We start from the raw sequence: 16,730 nt of genomic DNA, 5'->3' as shown, positions 1-16,730 counted from the left end.
CAGCACCGGCCGGGGCAGCACCGGCCGCACGGGTTCCCACTCGGCATCGGACGGTTCATGGCGGCGTATCACCACTCCACGATCCGCGATCCAGGATCACTTTGACGACAGACCCCAGGCGGCTCCGGCACCTGCGAACCGGTCCCGGACACCGGGCTGTCAGTGCCCTTTGGCAGCATGAACCCATGAGCAAGGTAGTGAACTACAGCATGGCGAACCCCGGCGAGATCGTGCGCTTCGTGCCCGCCCTGGATCTGAGCGCCGACGAATCAGAACGCCTGGACAACATGCGCGTCAGGGCGAAGGCACGTCAGGACAGCCTCGACCACCAGGGCGTGGACTGGGGGCTGTCGGTCCCGGACGCCCTGGAGGAGCTGGTCTCCGGCCGGGCCGACTCCTCCGCCGGTTACGCCGGTTGCGCCTACTACGCGGCCCTCCAGATCATCATCGACCACAACGCGAGCGACAGCTCGACCCTGGCGAGCTACCGGAGCCCCGTCACCTACTTCTCCGCCCTGGACGACGCCCTCAGCTCGGCGGGCGTCCCGGCCGACCTGCTGCCCTACCAGTACGTCTTCAGCGGCCCGCCCTCGGAGATCGGGTTCCACATACCCCATCCCCTGGAGGGCTCACCGGAGATCGGCTGCTGGCCCCTCGCGAAGGCCGGCCCCGCGGTGGAGGCCTACCGTGCGGTGCTGGACCGCGTCGACGCCGATCTCCGGTACGACCTCGGGGAGCTCATCGAGGCCCTCGACGGCTGGGCCTCGGAGTGGAACGAGGGCGAGGGCGCCTGGTGGTGGGCCGAGGACGGCTCGATCTTCTTCTCGATCACCGGCTGACCCACTGAGGGAGCGGCCGACGAAGCGGCCGAGGAAGCGGCCGCTCCCTCCGGGTCAGGGTCAGCCGAGTCCGGAGGGCTTTGCGGAGCCGGATGGAACGTTCCTGCATGGACGACGATGCCGTCCACGTCGTGCCTTCCACCCGTGAGGGGGTGGGTATCGCCTTTAGGTCAACTTCTTCGCTCTATGTAGTTGCATGAACGTGTTGAGTGCTTGCCTGGCTAGGCTCCTTGCAGCGGACACGCCGGGCCCGACACGGGTATCAGGGCGTGCTTTCGCCTTCCCCTTGTGCCGCGAGTAGAGGGCTGGATCCCTGTGACAGCACGCGTCGAAGACATACGGAAGCTTCTCGACCAGGCGGCGGGCGGTGCGGTCGAGATCCCGGTGGCCGTGTTCGCCGACCCCGACGCCGCAGCGCTCGTCTTTCCGGGCGGCACCGTGCGGATCGACGGCGCGGTGTGCGGTTCGCGGACCCTGTCGGTCGGCGGGCAGGCCACGATCACCGCGTCCTCGGCGCCGGTGGATGTCGCGTTCACCGTCGAGGGCGAGTGGGTGACCGGAACGGTGGCCGCGGTCGATCTCGGCGAGGGCCGCAGTCTGGTCCTGGTCGACGGAGCTCCGGACGGTACGTCACTGCCCGCCGGGGCCTGGGCGCTGGCGGACGGCAGGGCTTTGCGGCTGACCGGGCGCAGCCCTGCGCCGCCGACCGACCCCGAGCGCCTGGACGGCCTTGGCCGGGCCCTGCCTGCGGCAGGGCGCCGTGACGGAGCCGCCCGCGACCGCACCGGCCGGGCGCTGGTCACCGAGCACGGCATCCTCACCCCCCGTCCCGGGCCGCGCCGCCGCAAGGGCGTGCGTGTCCTCGACTCCCCGGCAGTGCGCGGATGGTCGCCGATCGGCACCCCGGGCGGCGAGAACGGCTTGAGCGTCGACTACTACAACCCGCCGCTGCGCATCGCCGGCGCGTTGACCGCGCTGCCGGCCGCCCCGCCGTACAAGACGGTGGTCGGCGGGGTGCTGCTGGTGGACACCGGTGCGTTCAACGGCTCCGCGATGGGCGCCTACGTCATCCCCGACGGCACCGGCGCCGATCCGTCGCTGTTCGCCTACGGCTCGCTGGGCAGCCAGGTCGGGTTCGGGCCGCCGCTGTTCCAGGTGCGCGGTATCTCCGCCGGCTTCGGCTGGAACAGCCGGGTGCGGGTCCCGGCCGCCGACGCCCTGGGCAGCTTCCCCTTCCTGGTCGCGCTCGACAACCCGGGTGAGATCGGCGCCGACGACGAGGAGGTCGATCCGCTCAAGGTCCTCGGAGAGCTGATCGGCGGCTCCAACCCGTGGGTGCGCCCGCAGCAGGGCGACCTGTGGTTCGCCGCGGGCCTGGCCTTCGACTGCTTCGAGACCTTCCGCGGCCACGCCATGGCACTCGTCCAGACCGGCTCCGACCTGACGATCAGCCTCCTCGGCGTCGGCGGCACCCAGCTGCCCACCAAGAGCGACAAGAAGATCGCCCGGGTCGAGATCGGCATCGAGGCCACGTTGCGTCCGACCGCCGGGGAGCTGAGTATCGGCGCGGCGTTCACCGAGAAGACGTTCCTCATCGACCCGAACTGCAAGCTGCGCGGCGGCGTCGGCATGAAGTTCTGGTTCGGCAACCACCCGCACGCCGGCGACTTCGCGTTCACGCTCGGCGCGATCCCCGCCGGGCGGGAACTGCCCGCCCGCTACCCCCGCCAGCAGCCCGCGGGTCTGACCTGGGGCGTCGGCTCGACCGTCAACATCACCGGCAACGCCTATGCCGCGTTCACGCCCAAGTCCCTGATGGCCGGCGGCTCGCTGGACGTCGTCTTCCAGTCCGGCATGCTCCGCGCCTGGCTCACCGCCCGGGTGGACGCCCTGCTGGAGTGGAACCCCTTTTACTTCGACGTTGGCATGGGGATCCGGGTCGGGGTCTCCGCGACCATCAAGGTCTGGTTCGTCAAGATCCGGATCTCGGTCGAGGTCGGCGTCAGCGTCCGCGTCTGGGGACCGGCGGTCGGCGGCGAGGCCACCGTCCACCTGTGGTTCATCTCCTTCACCATCGGCTTCGGCGCCGGCCGGCGCAGCCAGGCGCCGGCGCTGGACTGGGGCGGCTTCCAGGGCATGCTCCCGCCGCCCGAGAACATGGTCCGCACCACGGCGATCGCCGGCTACACCGGTGAAGGCGCCCCGGCCGCCCCCGGAGCGGTCAAGCCGTGGCTGGTCAGCAACGGCGGCTTCACCTTCACCGCCGACACCCAGGCCCCTGTCAGCAATGTCTTGTTGAACCAGGGCGGTGACACCATCGAGGTCGCCAGCGACGATCCGGTGGACATCCTGCCCATGCACGTGCGCGGCAAGGGCAGTGAGCTGCGCATCTGGCTCACCTACAACGGGCACGCCTACACGCTGACGCCCTGGGGCCGCGCGGTGCTGCGCGGGAATGTGCCCAACGGCTTGTGGGGGCAGCAGCCGGACGCACCGAACGACGGGATCATCCCCGACCGGATCCTCGGGATGCGGCTGACGTCCCCGCCGGTCGACCACGGCACCTCCACCGGGTTCCTCGACGAGAAGGCCATCTCCTTCGACCCGATCAACCCCGACGGCAACCAGCCGCTTTCCGCCAGCGAACAGGCCACGGGCCCGGTGCCGACGCGGACCGGAGACGTCATCGCCGCGATCCAGGACGGCATCGACACCACCGCCACCCGCGCCAGCCGCACCGCCCTGGCCCAGGCACTGGCCGGTCTCGGTGCGGACCTAGGCGCCCTCGACACCGACCTGAGCGGCTACGCGCATGCCGCGGGCACCACCTTCACCGCCGAGCCCATGCTCGTGGCCGCCGGCTGACCCGGCCCCTGCCAGGGCCGCCCGTACTCATCGTGCGGGCGGCCCGCGCCGCCGCGCGCCCACCCGCGGCACCCATGACCTTCCCGCCCGCCGCGTCCTGTCGAAAGGCACGCCCCGTGACCACCACCTCCGAACCCGCTCCCCAGCCGCGCACCAGCGCACCGGCGGCCGAGCACCGCACCCGGTTCTTCGACCACCGCATCCCCTCCCTGCACGCCGGCCGTTACATCATCGGCAACCGGCAGATCCTCAAGGACGTCGACGGAGCCGACCGAACCGTCGACGCCGCACCACAGCCCTTCGACGTCATCCAGCCGCGCTTCAGCTTCGACCCGACCGGCATCAACGCACAGTTCCCCGTCCCCGACGCGATCGGCACCTACAGCCAGACCCTCGCCCACATCAACCTCGACGCCCCCGGCCTGCCCTGGAACCGCCTCCTCGGCCTCGGCCAGCCGGGCGCCGTCCCGTGGATGGCTCTGCTGCTGTTCCGCGAGGACGAACTCCCCGAAGACCCGGACGCGGTGGGACTCGTCAAGGCCGGCACCGTACGCCAGCTCCTGAACGGTGCCCACGGTGCGGGCAAGCCTCCCGCCCTGCCGCTGGCGAGCCTGCGCCCTGACGAGTACGACGAGCAGTGCGCCACGATCCTCGTTCCCAAGGCCGTCTTCGACGCGGTAAAGCCGCTGCCCGCTGAGATGGGCCACCTCGCCCACCTGCGCGAGGGCGGCCGTCCCGACGCCACCCTCTCCGGCGCCGACCCGGAGCCGGACGAGGGCGAACTCAACGCCGTCCTGGTCGCCAACCGCTTCCCCGCCGCCACCGGCGGGCGGCACGTCGCCCACCTGGTCTCCCTCGAAGGCCACGACCAATACCTCACCGCCCCCGCACCGGCCGAGGGTGTGCGCCTGGTCTCCCTCACCTCCTGGTCCTTCACCACCGAACCCGACTCCGGCATCGGCTTCGGCGACCTCGCCCAGCACCTCGCCACCACCGACGGCAAAACGCCGCGCCCCGCCGATGAACTGCGCCTGCGCGTACCGGCCTCCGGTCCGGCCAATCCGGCGGGCCCGCAGAAGGAGGCCCTGGACCGCATGGCGGGCGGCGCCGTCGCCCTGCCCCAGCGCCTGGAGAGCGGCGAGCGCACCCTTGCCTTCTACCGCGGCCCCCTCACCGCCCAACCCGCACAGGAGCTTCCCGACCCCTCCGCCGGACCCGAAGGCCGTCTGGACTCGGCCGGCGAGGCACTGATCTACCTCCAGCAGTACGGCGTCTTCGACACCGCCTACGCCGCAGCCTTCACCATCGGACGCACCCTGGCCCTGGCCGACGCCGAGTTCCGCACCGCCCTGCTGGAGTTCCGCTCCGCCGCCCGCACAGCCGCCCGCCGTCTCGCCTCCCACCCCGACCTGGCCTCCCGGGCGGCCACGGCGCTCACCGCCCGCCAGGTCACCGCGCCCCTGGCCTACGAGGCGTTCGACCGTCTCCTCACCGTCGGCGGCGACAGCGAAGGCGGGGATGGACGCGGCGGCAGCGCCCGCCTCGTCCAGGCCCTCGACCAGGCGGGCCCACAGCTGCGCTCGGGCCGCCGTCGCACCGCCGCCCGCACCCGGCGCAGCCCCGGCGACGTCCGTGCCGTCCTCACCCAGCCCGGTGTCGCAGGTCTCCTCACCCAGGCCGCCGCCGCCGAGTTCGACAAGGTCACCGGCTGGCTGAACGCGCTGCGCCGTCTGGAGCTGCTGGATCTGTCCCACCTGGTCCCCGACAGCCGCGCACTGCCCGCCGAGAGCATTCGCTTCGCCTACGTCGATGCCGCCTGGGTGCGGGCGGCGGTGGACGGCGTGCTGAGCGTCGGCGTCGGACATGCCCTGGACGCCGATCTCAACGCCCTCGCCGTCGGCGGCGGGCCGGTGCCGAAGTGCGCGGTGCTGATCAACTCCAGCCTGGTCCCGAACTGGCCGAACACCATCGTCACCGCCTACACCGGACCGGACGTCGTCGAACCCGTGCGCGACGCGGTCTACGGCACTGAGATGCGGCTCATGCTCTTCCCGGAGGTGATCGACCGCTTCGAGCTGGCCGAGCCGCCGCGGGGCCTGTGCTTCGGCATCGGCGACGTCGGCACGATCGAGCTGCGCGAGATCACCGGCGACCGGATCGGCCACCCCATGGGCGAGTTCCCGCCCGCCGGGACCCGCTCCGATGCCTCCGGTCGCTTTGCCCGGTTCCTCCGCCCCGGTGGCCGCGACGTCCTCAACGTCGACGGCCCCGGCGATGCTCTGCTGCCCGCCCTGTCCCGAGCGCACGGGGTCTCCCGGATCTCCTCCGCGCAGTTCGCCCTGCAGATGATCAACGCGCCGCAGGCGCAGACGTTCTCCCGGCCTTGAGCCCCGCCACGCACTCGCGCTGACGAAAGGATCCCGGGCCATGTCCGTGGACAACACCCTCATCGTGCCGGTCGAGGTCGCGGCCCTGGCCGTCAACCGGACCACCCGCGACACCGGCACCCCGCATGTCTTCCACCGGTGGATCACGAACTTCAGGAACATCGGCGAAGGCGTCCCCCCGGAGCCGGCCCCGTTCTCCAGTACCGAAGAGTGGACCGGACGCGAGGACCGACTCGGTGTCTACCTGCAGTGGGAGCTTCCCGCCGCCCTCACCCGCGGCCGCCACGACGAGGAGGAGGGCGTCGGTGATTTCCCCCTGGTCCCGAACCGGTGGCTTGTCGTGCGCCACACCGACAGCACTCGCACGCTCAAGGCGTGGATCGTCGAGAGCGACTACCTCGACCCCATGAACGGCAGCGTTTCCTTCCAGGACCCCGGCAGCGCCGAGCCGTCCGCCACGAAGATCGGCAAGTGCCACCAGCTCACCGGCCCCTGGCGCGAGCCGGCCGACGGCCGTGCGCCATTCCTCACCGCGATCGGCCCCGGCCTGCTGACGTTCTCCGTCTTCCAGCCCTACAACACCAACGTCTTCTCGATGCACGACACCCTCCTCGACGTGCCCGAGGGGGAACTGCCCGAGAACGAGCGGCTCAGCTACTTCGTGGCCGGCTGGTATGCCGACCCGGCCAGTGACATCCTCGCGGACCCCGACGACCTCGCAGCCCTGCTGGAGCGCCTGCAGTGGAGGCCACCCGTCGCCTCCGGCAGCGGCATCCGCACCTCCGTCTACTCCGGAACCGTCCTGGGCCTGGACTGGAACCTCAACGGCTCCGTCCCCGACTCCGCCTGCCCGACGCCCGGTGACGTCACCGCGATCGTGTCCAACAGCATCGCCGAGGCCGTCGCCGAACTCGGCGGCCAGGCCGACGGCCCCGGCGCCCTCTCGGCCGACGAGGCCGGCCTGTTCCGGGCCTTCCTCCTCGGCGGCATCGATGCGCTGGAGGAACGCGACCGGCCCGAGGCCGACATCCTCACCGACCGCCGAGCTCACGACACTGCCTTCGGCCCCGTCGCCGGCGGCTACCGGTGGTTCGTCGGCGAACGCGGCGAGGAGACCGGCCGCACCGTCTCCCGCGCGACCAGGGCGGCGGAGGCGGAGACCGTTGCCGACCTCAACCGTCGCCAGGCCGAGCACGACGTCACTGAAGCCGACCTCGACGCGGCCCGCGAACGCCTCTACCACCTGTGGTGGCTCACTCGGCTACAGCGCCGGTCCGACGACTTCGACGCCCGCATCGAGGCCGAACTCGCCCTTGGCAACCCCGATGGCGCCGCAGGGCACGTCGTCGCCCTCGCACGCCGCCTGGCCGAGCAGCGCGCCGCACTGCCCTGGGGCAAGAGCGAGGCCGAGCTCGCGACGAGCATCGACACCCTGCACCCGGCCTTCGGCACCCGCGCCGCCCGCCGCCTCATCCGCGTCCCCGCCCAGGACTTCGAGTACAGCGCCGACCCGGTCCTCACCCTGGAGGGCGCCAACCTGCACGCCCCCCTCACCCGCGACACCGCCCTGCCCTGCCGCACCCCCGAACGCACCGTCACGGTCGCCTCGGGCATCACCACCAGCGACGTCGCAGCCACCGCGGCCCAGATCGACCTCACCGGCCAGCAGCCGGCCTGCTTCCCCGCCCTGCTCGCCGAGTTCCTCATCCTCGACCGGGCCCTGAGGACCGGCCAGATCCGGGACGTCACCGGAATCCTGCCCGAGTACGGCACCCAGCCGTGGCACATGCCCTGGCAGCCGCTGTATCTGCTGTGGAAGGCCGCGTACTTCCCCCTGCCGTTCCGTGATGGCGACACGGCGCACTGGGACTTCGTCGACGGATCCCGATACCAGTACAACGGCACCGCGGAACCAGGCACCCCCCTGGTCGTCTCCGGCCGCCAGACCCTCGCCCCCTCCGCCGGCCACATCATCGACGGCACCCTGCAGACCTACAGCCGTCTGCGCGACCAGCTGCCCGCCGACGCCCTGCGGCGCGTCCGTTCCCAGGCCCGCGAAGCGAACTACCTCTCCCAGACCCTTGACGGCTTCGGCGCCGCCATCGCCCAGCGCCAGCCCGCCGCCGGCCTCCAGCCCACCGGCGACCTCGCCGACCTCATCGGCAACGGCGACTACCCCCCGCCCAACCCCGGCCCCCTCAAGACCGACGACTGGGACCCCGACCCCGTCTCCACCTTCCAGGACCTGCGCGCCGGCCAGCTCGCCTTCCTCGACCTCGCCGTCGTCGACCGCTTCGGCCGCTCCGTCAACCTCATCACCAACCCGCTGCACTTCCACCCCGAGATGCCCGAGACCATGCGCCCCGCGCACCCCGTCAGCGACTACGACAGCGGCCGCCTGGTCGAACTCGGCCCCCGCCTGCTCCAGCCGGCCCGCCTGCGCTTCGACTTCCTCGCCGCCACCACCGACCAGGACAACGACCTCGTCCCCGGGACCAACCCGGTCTGCGCGTGGCTGCTGCACAACCGCCTCGACAAGTCCCTCGTCGTCCACGCCCCCGAAGGCGCGGCGCTGGGCGAGCTCCGAACCACCCTGAACCGGGAGGGACGGCGGGAGGTGAGCTGGTCGGCCCTGCCCGGCTCCGATGTCGAGCGGTTCGAACAGCTGGAGGCCCTGGCCCCGCATGCCTACCGCCTTCTGAATGCGGTCCGGACCCGCGGCGAGCCGACCTTCGACGCCTTCCGCGCCACCGTCGATCGCGCCCTGCAGACGATCGACCCCGACGGGCCCGCCGACCCCGGCCTCGGTTTCCTCCTCGGCCGCCCCCTCGCCCTGGTCCGCACCCGCCTCACCCTGGACCTGCGCGGACCCCTGCGCACCGACGTCAGCTGGCAGAACCTGTTCAAGCCGTCCCCCTCCAAGCTTCCCGCCCACCCCTGGGGGATCCGCCTCGGCGAAGCCCAGCAGAGCGACGACGGCCTCGTCGGCTACGTCCTGGACGACGACTACGACCACTTCGAGACCGTCATCAACCCCGCAGCCGGCGCCGGAGACTACCTACGGCCCATCGGGGACACCCCCAGCCTCGAACTCGACTTCGGCGACCACAACACCGCGGTCGCCACCGTGCTCCTGGACCCGCGGGCCGCCGTGCACGCCACCACCGACATCCTCGCCACCAAGCGGGTCTTCATCCCCCAGGAGTTCACCGACCAGGCGATCGCCCGGATGACGGTCAACTTCCGCACCGGCCCGCTTCTGGCCGCCACCACCGCCCTGCGCGGCCCGCAGGGCGAGAGCGAGGAGACCGTCCTCATGCCGACCCCGGCCGGCATCCTCGGCACCTGGACCTGGACCGAACCCCGCGGCAATGAGTGGCAGAACCTGCCGATCCTCAGCCAGGACCAGTACGACCTTCCCCTGGCCGAACCCGAGATCCGCTCCGGCTTCCTGTCCCTCGACAACGCCGTCGCCCACAGCCGCACCGGCAACTGACACCACCACCCCGGCGCCGCTCCACCAGGGCGGCGCCGGCCCGGAGCCCGAAGGAGCACCAAATGAGCGTGGTTGTGCACACCCAAACCGTGGAGACGGACGACGCGGCGGACGACCCGTTGTTGTCGTACACCGTCACCACCACCCCGAGCCCGCTGAAGGCATCCCCGGAGAACCCGCAGGTTCCCGAGGAGACCGGTGAGATCGTCATCTCGGTGGCCCGGCAGAGCGGCACACCGGCCGATGTCGAGTGGATCAAGGTGAAGGTCCCGGCCGGAACGATGGCCCCCGACCTCGCCACCGACCTCGCGAAGATCAGCCCCCGGATCAGCCTGAACGGCTGGACCGTCCGCCTGGACGCCAGCGCCAAGGAGTTCGTCTTCCAGCCCGACGCCAGCCACGCACCCATCGGCCCCGACGCCGGCTTCACCCTCCAGCTGTCCGACATCCCGATGAGCCGCAAGGTCGGCACCGCGCCGGTAACCGTCACCGAACGCTCCCGCACCGGAAGCAGCGCGTTCCAGAACCGTCCCACCGTCTTCAACCTCGGCAAGTTCCCCGCCGACTTCTACCTGCGCAACTTCCTGTGCGAACCCTCCATCATCCCCAACGGCGGCGACGTACTCCTCACCTGGGAACGCTCCGCCAACGCCACCTACGAACTCCTCTACGGTGACGTCAACCGCGACGTCACCAACCGCACCAGCCTTCCCCTCGAAGGCATCAAATCCGACACCACCTTCTACCTCCGCGCCACCACCGGCGACCCCACCAACCCCGTCATCCGCATCCTCTCCACCCAGGTCACCGTCCTCAAACCCGACCTCGACATCGGCAACCTCACCGTCAACGGGGTGCTCGACGTCGCCGGCGGCTGGTTCGAGGATTCCGTCGACCTGCCCACAGATCCCACGGGCAACGGCGTCCGGCACTACGTCGTCCCGGACGACGGGTTCTTCGAGGGATGGGTGAAAGTGAATCCCGGCCCGGACGGACAGCACGCGTACCTGCGGGTGTGGAATTCCCAGGGCTACACCAAGGTCTCGGACGCGACCGCGTACAGCCACCCTCAGAACGCGCGCTACGCCTCACTCTTCAGGACGGCCCGAAAGGGAGAGAGCATCTACATCGCCCGCCGCGTCGGGGGCCCCGGCTACGCCGACTACGAGGCGCATCTGAGGTTCACACGGCTCGGCCGCAGGATTTGAACAGCGGGCTTCGGACAGCCTCGCACCACAGTCACCGCCACACCCGAACCCGAAGGAACCCCCTGTGACCGTCGTTGTACGGACCCGGGCTGTGGAGACGGACGCCGCAGCGGATTCTCCGTTGCTGTCGTACACCGTCACCACTACGCCAAGCTGAAGGCCTCAGCGGAGAACCCGCAGGTTCCCGGAGACCGGTGAGATCGTCATCTCGGTGGCCCGGCAGAGCGGCACGCCGGCCGACGTCGAGTGGATCAAGTGAAGCTCCCGGCCGGAACGATGGCCCCCCACCTCGCCCTCGACCTCGCGAAGACCATCCCCCGGAGATGGAGTCCACCCCCGCCCCGTAGGCCGTGAAGACGTACTGAAGCCCGAGCGCCCCTCCACCAAGTGGAGGGGCGCTCGGGCTTCGTGCTCGCAGGTGCCCGGCACCGGCGCGAAGCCGGTGCCACACCCGGCGGGTGCTGGACGGGGTGGTGGTGTGGTGGTGGACTTGGCGGGTACTCGTGTGGACGGAGGAGATGCCGAGTGATGCCGAGGCCGCCGATCTGTACGAAGTCCCCCCGCATGGTGTTGTGTACGCACTGCGGCGCGGGTCCGGACAGGGGTCAGGCGCGCACCCTCAGCGTTGCCGACCATCGCCTGGTCGTGACGTGGCATCTGCTGTCCTGCCCCCACTACGCGGCCGATCGCATCCTCGCCGGAAGCGAAGACTGAACCGGCGCGCACCACGCAGGGGGCCGGGCGGCGGCGCGAGAGCATGGCAGGCGCCGGAACCAGGAGCGCGGGATCTGCCGGACGTGACGGCCGGCAGATCCTGCTCGTCAGACATGGGTGTCCCCTTTCTCTGGCCGGCTCGCTGCCCGCCCACGTGGATCTTTCCATGACCGAGCGTCAGCAGCCGTTCACTCCTACCTGTTGACTGACAATCAGAACTGCAATGGCCCTCCGCCCAGCGCGGGCCCTGAGGATTCCGCACCGGGCGGGCTGACGTGGCGCGTCAGGCTGTCACGATGCCTTCGCCGCGGCCCTGGTCTCGTGGAGCCTGCCTGCCGCGCGGAGCATGTCAGCGGCGGTGCGGTCGCGGGCGGCTGGCCGGGCGTGACGTCAGGGTGCTGTCGCCTTGGCCCGGTTCGCTCCGCCCCAGAGCGAGCCCGGGTTGGCGCGGGTCCGGTAGAGCGCGAGCATCGCCTCGTACAGTTCGGCCGGGGTCTGGGTTTCGGCGTCGAGCCGGTTGAAGTCCGCCAGGTACTGCTTGGTCTGGGCCAGAATCTTCGGGTCGTCGGGCAGGTCCGGGTTCTTGTGGCCGGCGACGACGTAGGCGGGGTCGAGTGCGGCGAGGGTATCGGTGGCGCGCATCCACTCCTCGCGTGACGCGGTGGTGGTCTCGCCCAGGTACTGGTGGATGCCGTTGTAGGCGACGTCGCCGGCCACGACGAGCCGCAGGTCCGGCACCCACAGCGCGGTGCTGCCCTCGCAGTCGGTGAAGCCGGTCTCGACCGCCCGCAGCTCGTGGCCTTCGAGGGTGAACGTGTCGCCGTCCAGGACTTCCGGGAAGACCTGCGGCAGCGGGACCTGCCCCGGAAAGCGCGAGGACCAGAAATCGTCGACGTAGGGCGGTGTGCCCTCGAACCTCGCCTTGGCCACGGCCGCGGCGGTCGAGACCGCCTTGGCCTCGGGAAACGCCTCGAGGAGCTGCTTCACGCCGAAGCCGTGGTCGCCATGGCCGTGCGTGATGTAGACGTAGGCCAGATTGCGGTCGTGCGCCTTCACCCAGTCGACGAGCTGCTGATTCTGGTCGACGGTGAGAAACGTGTCGACCAGCACGGCATCACGCTCACCGAAGATCAGCGTCGCGGTGTTGACCACCCACTGGAGCTCCTCCGGAGTGCCGACCGGCAGGTCGCGGGTCAGACCCGACCGGCGCATGCACAACGTCTCGTACCGCAGTCCTGATGTGGTTGCCGGCATGTCGTGGCTGCCTTCCGCTCTCGTCGAGGTCCAGGCCGGCCCACTGGGCCTGGTCGCCCGCGATGGCCTCGGAGCCCAGGGGCTGGGGACTCGACGAGCCGCCGACCCGATGTCCAAGACCAATCCTGCGGGCGCCCATCCGATCCGCAACACGACGACCGGCCCGCCGCCGTCCGGCGCCTCCGTGTGGAGACACTCAGCTCTTCTGGTTGAGGGCGCGGGTCAGGTCGCGGTTGGCTGCTCGGGCGGCTTCAAGTTCGGCTTGACGCTCCTCGAGCGCGAAGGTGTCTTGGCGGACGCCGAGGGCGTGGCGGCCGGCGTCGTGCCGGGGCCGCGTCCACGCTTGGATGCACCGCGCTTCCCTGCTGGGGGCAGGCCCGGCACACCCGCACGATCCCCACCGGCAGCGCCATCAGCCGGCGCAGCTCCTCCAGGGGCAACCGGTCGGCGCGCCGGTGTCCTCGTCTGCTGTCGTCATGTCCGGCCCAACGAGCCGCGCCGGGTGAGGGTACGCCGTCCGGCGGCCTCCGCCGGGCCCGGCCCGCTCGGGGGCCCAGGCTGGCCCTGGGGCGGTCCGGATCGGCGGAGGAGGGCTTCGGGATGGTGCTGCGGCCGCCAGTGGAGCCGATGCGGGCGCAGGCCGCGGAGCGGCTGCCGGGCCCGGCCGTGCTGCGCGCGGGGGTGGCCTATGTGTGTGCCGCGGTGGTGGACGGGGCCGGCCACCACCCGGACACCGTGCAGTACTCCGCGCTCACCCCGGCGGTGATCACGCACATCGGGATGGCACAGGGCGGCCTGGCCGGGTTGATGACAGCCGGGCAGAAGGCGGCGGCCTACGACCAGCCGCCGCACGCGTCCGCCGTGTACGCCTGCATGGAGCCGGGACAGCCGACATCCGTCCACTGGATCGGAGACTGCCGGGCGTACGACTGGCGGGAGAGCGCCGGGCCCACCATGGGCAACTGGCGGCGCCGGAACGGCGGTGCGGCGGTGCAGCTCGCGGCCGCGAGGCACGACAACTGGTCCCGGCCGGGACTGGCGCAGGCCTCGTCCACGACGTGCCGGCAGGTACAGGTCCCCGCGGAGGTCCCGTTGGTGCTGCTGGCGTCCGACGGGGTCTCCGACCAAGTGCCCCCGGAGATGTTCGCCCGGCCCTGCCACGAGCACGCGGCTGACCCGCAGCTGCTCGCGGACACCTTGGCCGCGGCGGCCGGGCAGGATTGGAGCGGATACCGCGACGACGCCACGTGATCGTCCTTCTCCGGGCAGAGGGCTGAGGGCCGCCCCTGTCCGGGACGCGGCCGCCCGGTAGATGAGCCGTGGCGGCCGATCCTCCGGCGGCCAACCGCTGCGGCGTGTGCGGCATCGGTTGGCGCCGGTAGCCGCGGGTAGCCCAAAGGGAGCCTGGGCACCCTGCTGGTGACCCGCCAGGACGGCCACATGACCCTGGTGCCGAACGGCGTGCCGTGGGCTGGTGCTGGCCTGGTTCGGGCGTTTGGCGGGGTTCCGGCTCGTGCTGCTATGCCAGATGCTTCTTCGGATGGGGTTGGGAGTCGAGGAGTGCCCACCAGGCGTGGCCGTCGTGGTCTGCGTGGGTGCCGCAGGCGTCGACGGTGCGCAGCACCGCCACCTCCGCCGGAACCGCTGCCGCATTGTCGTGGCCGTCGGTCTGGTGGTTGAGGACCATGACGAGGATCTTGTCGTCCTGGTCTGCGAGGTGGACGCTGACGCGTTTGCCGCCGGCTGCCACGGCCGTGCGGACCAGGCCGTGCACCGTCTTGAGGAAGTCGTGCTCGTCCAGGAGCGGGTAGTCCCACTCGGCGACGGCCAGCGCAGCCTGTCCGGCGGCCTTCTTCGCCGCCCACTGGTCCGCACGGAACGCCAGCACCCGGGCCCGCCGGCTGGTGACGACCAGACGGGGCGGCACTCCGGTCAGCGATTTCGGCTTCGTCGCCGGCTGCGGCGCCTCCACAGGCTTCTTCTGCGGCGGCGGCGACTTCGGAGGATAACTCTGCGGAACCTTCGGGCCCTTGGCTTCCACAGCCTCACTCATACCCCGCCACGCTACGCCGTACGGCACCAACCGCGCACCAGCATCGGCCACAGCCGACCGTGTGCGTACGGGGCTGGTTGCCCCGGCCGGTGCCCGGCGGGGGGTCGTGGTCGCGGGCGGTGGTGGAGGCCGCCGACCCCGAGGTGGTGCACGCGGCGCTGCGGGGGCCGATGGATGCGGGGTGGGCGGCGGACCGGCTGACGGAGGCCCTGAGGGAGCCCTTGCGGTGCCGCCCCGGTGTGACCGCCTCGGCGGTCGGCCGTCTCGTGAAGGCCGGTCTGCTGGTCTGCCTCGGCGGGGACGTCGACTTCCCCGACGACCACCCGGACCGGGTCGCGGCCCTCGCGCGCCGCCGGGACCTGCCGCTCTGTGCCGGGCGCGGTGCCGTTGGCGGGCCGCCACCACTCCGGCCGCAGCGACGCCCGGATGGGCCGTCCCATCCGGGGCTCGACGTCTCACCGCTCACCGTGCACGAGCCAGTCAGACGGGGTGCTGGCCGCCGGGGGTCGTCCGCTCGTCGTTCAGCCGGGCCCGCCAGTCGCCGACGTAGCCGTCGGGCAGGGACGCCAGGCAGGCGATCTCCTCGTCGGTGCGCCCGTCGGCCCAGGCCAGGATCCGCGTCACTGTGCGGTTCCGTGCGGCGCGGAAGTCCTTGACCATGGTCTCCAGACGCTCGACCTCGGCGGCTTCGCGGACGAGCTGCCCGTCGACGGCGGAGCGTTCCTCGGCGCGCAGCCGGCGCAGATAGGCGTCCAGGCCCATCAGGACCAGGCCGTCCTGGTGCGCGGCGTTCTGGAACTCCTCGGCGAGGAAGCCCAGCACGCAGTCGGGCACGTCGGCGAGGGACGCCGCTGGGGGTCTGGCCCCCTCCCAGGCGCTCCGGCCCGCCTCCGTGGTCTCCAGCCAGACGGCGGCGTCGGCGGGGGAGCGGTCGCCGCACGCCCGCGCGCGGTAGGCGTACAGGGCGGCGCGGTGGCCGTAGAAGGTGAAGCCCTCCTCGATCTGCTGGCCGGCGGCGCGGCACATCCGCCCCGGCACGCCGCCGTATCCGCTCTCGGGACGGTAGTCGGCGTAGGCGTCGAGTTCCGCGTCGGTGGCCAGGCCCCAGGACGGGTCGCCCAGGCCGGGGTTGGTGGCGAGGAACGCGCCGACCTCCACGCGCCAGGCCGGCACCGGTGTGGTGCGCAGGCCGGGCCAGGGGAACCCGCCGGAGGGGTCGAAGACGGGGGTCGCGGCGTGTTCGATGTCGTCCCAGGCGGTGGCGGCCTCGGCCGACCACTCCAGCTCCTCGTCCGGGCCGACCCGGTGGAGGGAGTCCACGAGCCGCTGCACGGCGGGCAGGATGCGCACGGCGAGCGCGTGCAGCTCTTCGGCGGTGAAGAAGTGCCAGGTGCAGCCGCGCTCTTCGTCGTGGGCCAGGTGGCCGAGCAGCTGCACCATGATGCCCGGCGCCGGGACGGCGCCGTCGCCGAGCGTCCTGCGGGGAGGGCCGGGGAGCTGTCCGCCGAGGTCGTCGCGCGGGGCCCGCCAGTCGACGTCGCCGAACCAGACGGCGCCGTTGTGCGCGTCCACCGCCAGCCACTGGTGGTACCCCGCCCCCGGGCCGTAGCGCTGCTCCTGCTGCTCGGCGTGCTCGTCGTGCCACACGTACTCGGCCGGAGGCGGGTCCAGCTCCACGGCCATGAAGCCGTCCTCGGGGCGGTATCCGGTGAGGACGCGGGCCGTTCCCGGCGGGCTGTCGGCGGCGGTCATGAGGAGTTTCCTCTCGCTGGAACGTCAACCGTCGCAAACGTAGTGTGCTCGTCGGACAGTAGTTTAAGTTTCAGCCATTCTGTCCGATAGTCGGACGGCCCGGACGGGCGGCACCGCGCTTGCGGTCTACGCGCGTGCGGCCGCCGAGAAGTTGGCGCGTTT

At 71.6% G+C, this 16,730-nt stretch carries 9 protein-coding genes; 6 read left to right on the top strand and 3 right to left on the bottom strand.

Annotation, left to right across the window (positions count from 1 at the left end):
• Window positions 1-185: 185 nt before the first annotated feature.
• The 5 genes from ACZ518_RS37445 (at window position 186) to ACZ518_RS37425 (ending at window position 10,795) form a co-directional block, all read left to right on the top strand.
• Entirely contained in the window at window positions 186-839 is a 654-nt protein-coding gene (locus tag ACZ518_RS37445) for a DUF7691 family protein (protein ID WP_469117493.1), read from the top strand.
• Window positions 840-1,154: 315 nt separating this feature from the next.
• Window positions 1,155-3,704 (top strand): DUF6603 domain-containing protein, encoded by a 2,550-nt coding sequence (locus ACZ518_RS37440; protein WP_469117492.1) that lies wholly within the window; start codon window positions 1,155-1,157, stop codon window positions 3,702-3,704.
• Window positions 3,705-3,820: 116 nt separating this feature from the next.
• Window positions 3,821-6,091, top strand: coding sequence for a hypothetical protein (locus tag ACZ518_RS37435; RefSeq protein WP_469117491.1), 2,271 nt, complete (start codon window positions 3,821-3,823; stop codon window positions 6,089-6,091).
• 40 nt (window positions 6,092-6,131) lie between these two features.
• Window positions 6,132-9,587, top strand: a complete 3,456-nt coding sequence (locus tag ACZ518_RS37430; RefSeq protein ID WP_469117490.1) for a hypothetical protein — start codon at window positions 6,132-6,134, stop codon at window positions 9,585-9,587.
• A gap of 62 nt (window positions 9,588-9,649) precedes the next feature.
• A complete protein-coding gene (locus tag ACZ518_RS37425; protein ID WP_469117489.1) occupies window positions 9,650-10,795 on the top strand; it encodes a hypothetical protein in 1,146 nt (381 codons plus the stop codon).
• 1,104 nt (window positions 10,796-11,899) lie between these two features.
• Here the strand turns inward: ACZ518_RS37425 and ACZ518_RS37420 are convergent.
• Window positions 11,900-12,763: an MBL fold metallo-hydrolase gene (locus ACZ518_RS37420; protein WP_469117488.1), complete on the bottom strand. Its 864-nt coding sequence runs from the start codon at window positions 12,761-12,763 to the stop codon at window positions 11,900-11,902.
• A gap of 600 nt (window positions 12,764-13,363) precedes the next feature.
• Here ACZ518_RS37420 and ACZ518_RS37415 point away from each other — a divergent pair.
• Window positions 13,364-14,014: a hypothetical protein gene (locus tag ACZ518_RS37415; RefSeq protein ID WP_469117487.1), complete on the top strand. Its 651-nt coding sequence runs from the start codon at window positions 13,364-13,366 to the stop codon at window positions 14,012-14,014.
• 268 nt (window positions 14,015-14,282) lie between these two features.
• Here the strand turns inward: ACZ518_RS37415 and ACZ518_RS37410 are convergent, their stop codons facing one another.
• Both ACZ518_RS37410 and ACZ518_RS37405 read right to left on the bottom strand, forming a co-directional pair.
• Window positions 14,283-14,816, bottom strand: coding sequence for a hypothetical protein (locus tag ACZ518_RS37410; protein WP_469117486.1), 534 nt, complete (start codon window positions 14,814-14,816; stop codon window positions 14,283-14,285).
• 480 nt (window positions 14,817-15,296) lie between these two features.
• Entirely contained in the window at window positions 15,297-16,568 is a 1,272-nt protein-coding gene (locus tag ACZ518_RS37405) for a hypothetical protein (RefSeq protein ID WP_469117485.1), read from the bottom strand.
• Window positions 16,569-16,730: the final 162 nt, after the last annotated feature.

The sequence above is a fragment of the Streptomyces sp. NPDC033966 genome (assembly GCF_055575955.1).
Note: the sequence above shows the minus strand (reverse complement) of the source record. Positions and strands in the feature narration are given on the sequence as shown.

What these genes read in the sequence shown, in the direction of transcription:
- ACZ518_RS37445 (WP_469117493.1), top strand. Translation starts at nt 186, where the DNA reads ATGAGCAAGGTAGTGAACTACAGCATGGCGAACCCCGGCGAGATCGTG.
- ACZ518_RS37430 (WP_469117490.1), top strand. Translation starts at nt 6,132, where the DNA reads ATGTCCGTGGACAACACCCTCATCGTGCCGGTCGAGGTCGCGGCCCTG.
- ACZ518_RS37425 (WP_469117489.1), top strand. Translation starts at nt 9,650, where the DNA reads ATGAGCGTGGTTGTGCACACCCAAACCGTGGAGACGGACGACGCGGCG.
- ACZ518_RS37420 (WP_469117488.1), bottom strand. Translation starts at nt 12,763, where the DNA reads ATGCCGGCAACCACATCAGGACTGCGGTACGAGACGTTGTGCATGCGC.
- ACZ518_RS37415 (WP_469117487.1), top strand. Translation starts at nt 13,364, where the DNA reads ATGGTGCTGCGGCCGCCAGTGGAGCCGATGCGGGCGCAGGCCGCGGAG.
- ACZ518_RS37410 (WP_469117486.1), bottom strand. Translation starts at nt 14,816, where the DNA reads ATGAGTGAGGCTGTGGAAGCCAAGGGCCCGAAGGTTCCGCAGAGTTAT.
- ACZ518_RS37405 (WP_469117485.1), bottom strand. Translation starts at nt 16,568, where the DNA reads ATGACCGCCGCCGACAGCCCGCCGGGAACGGCCCGCGTCCTCACCGGA.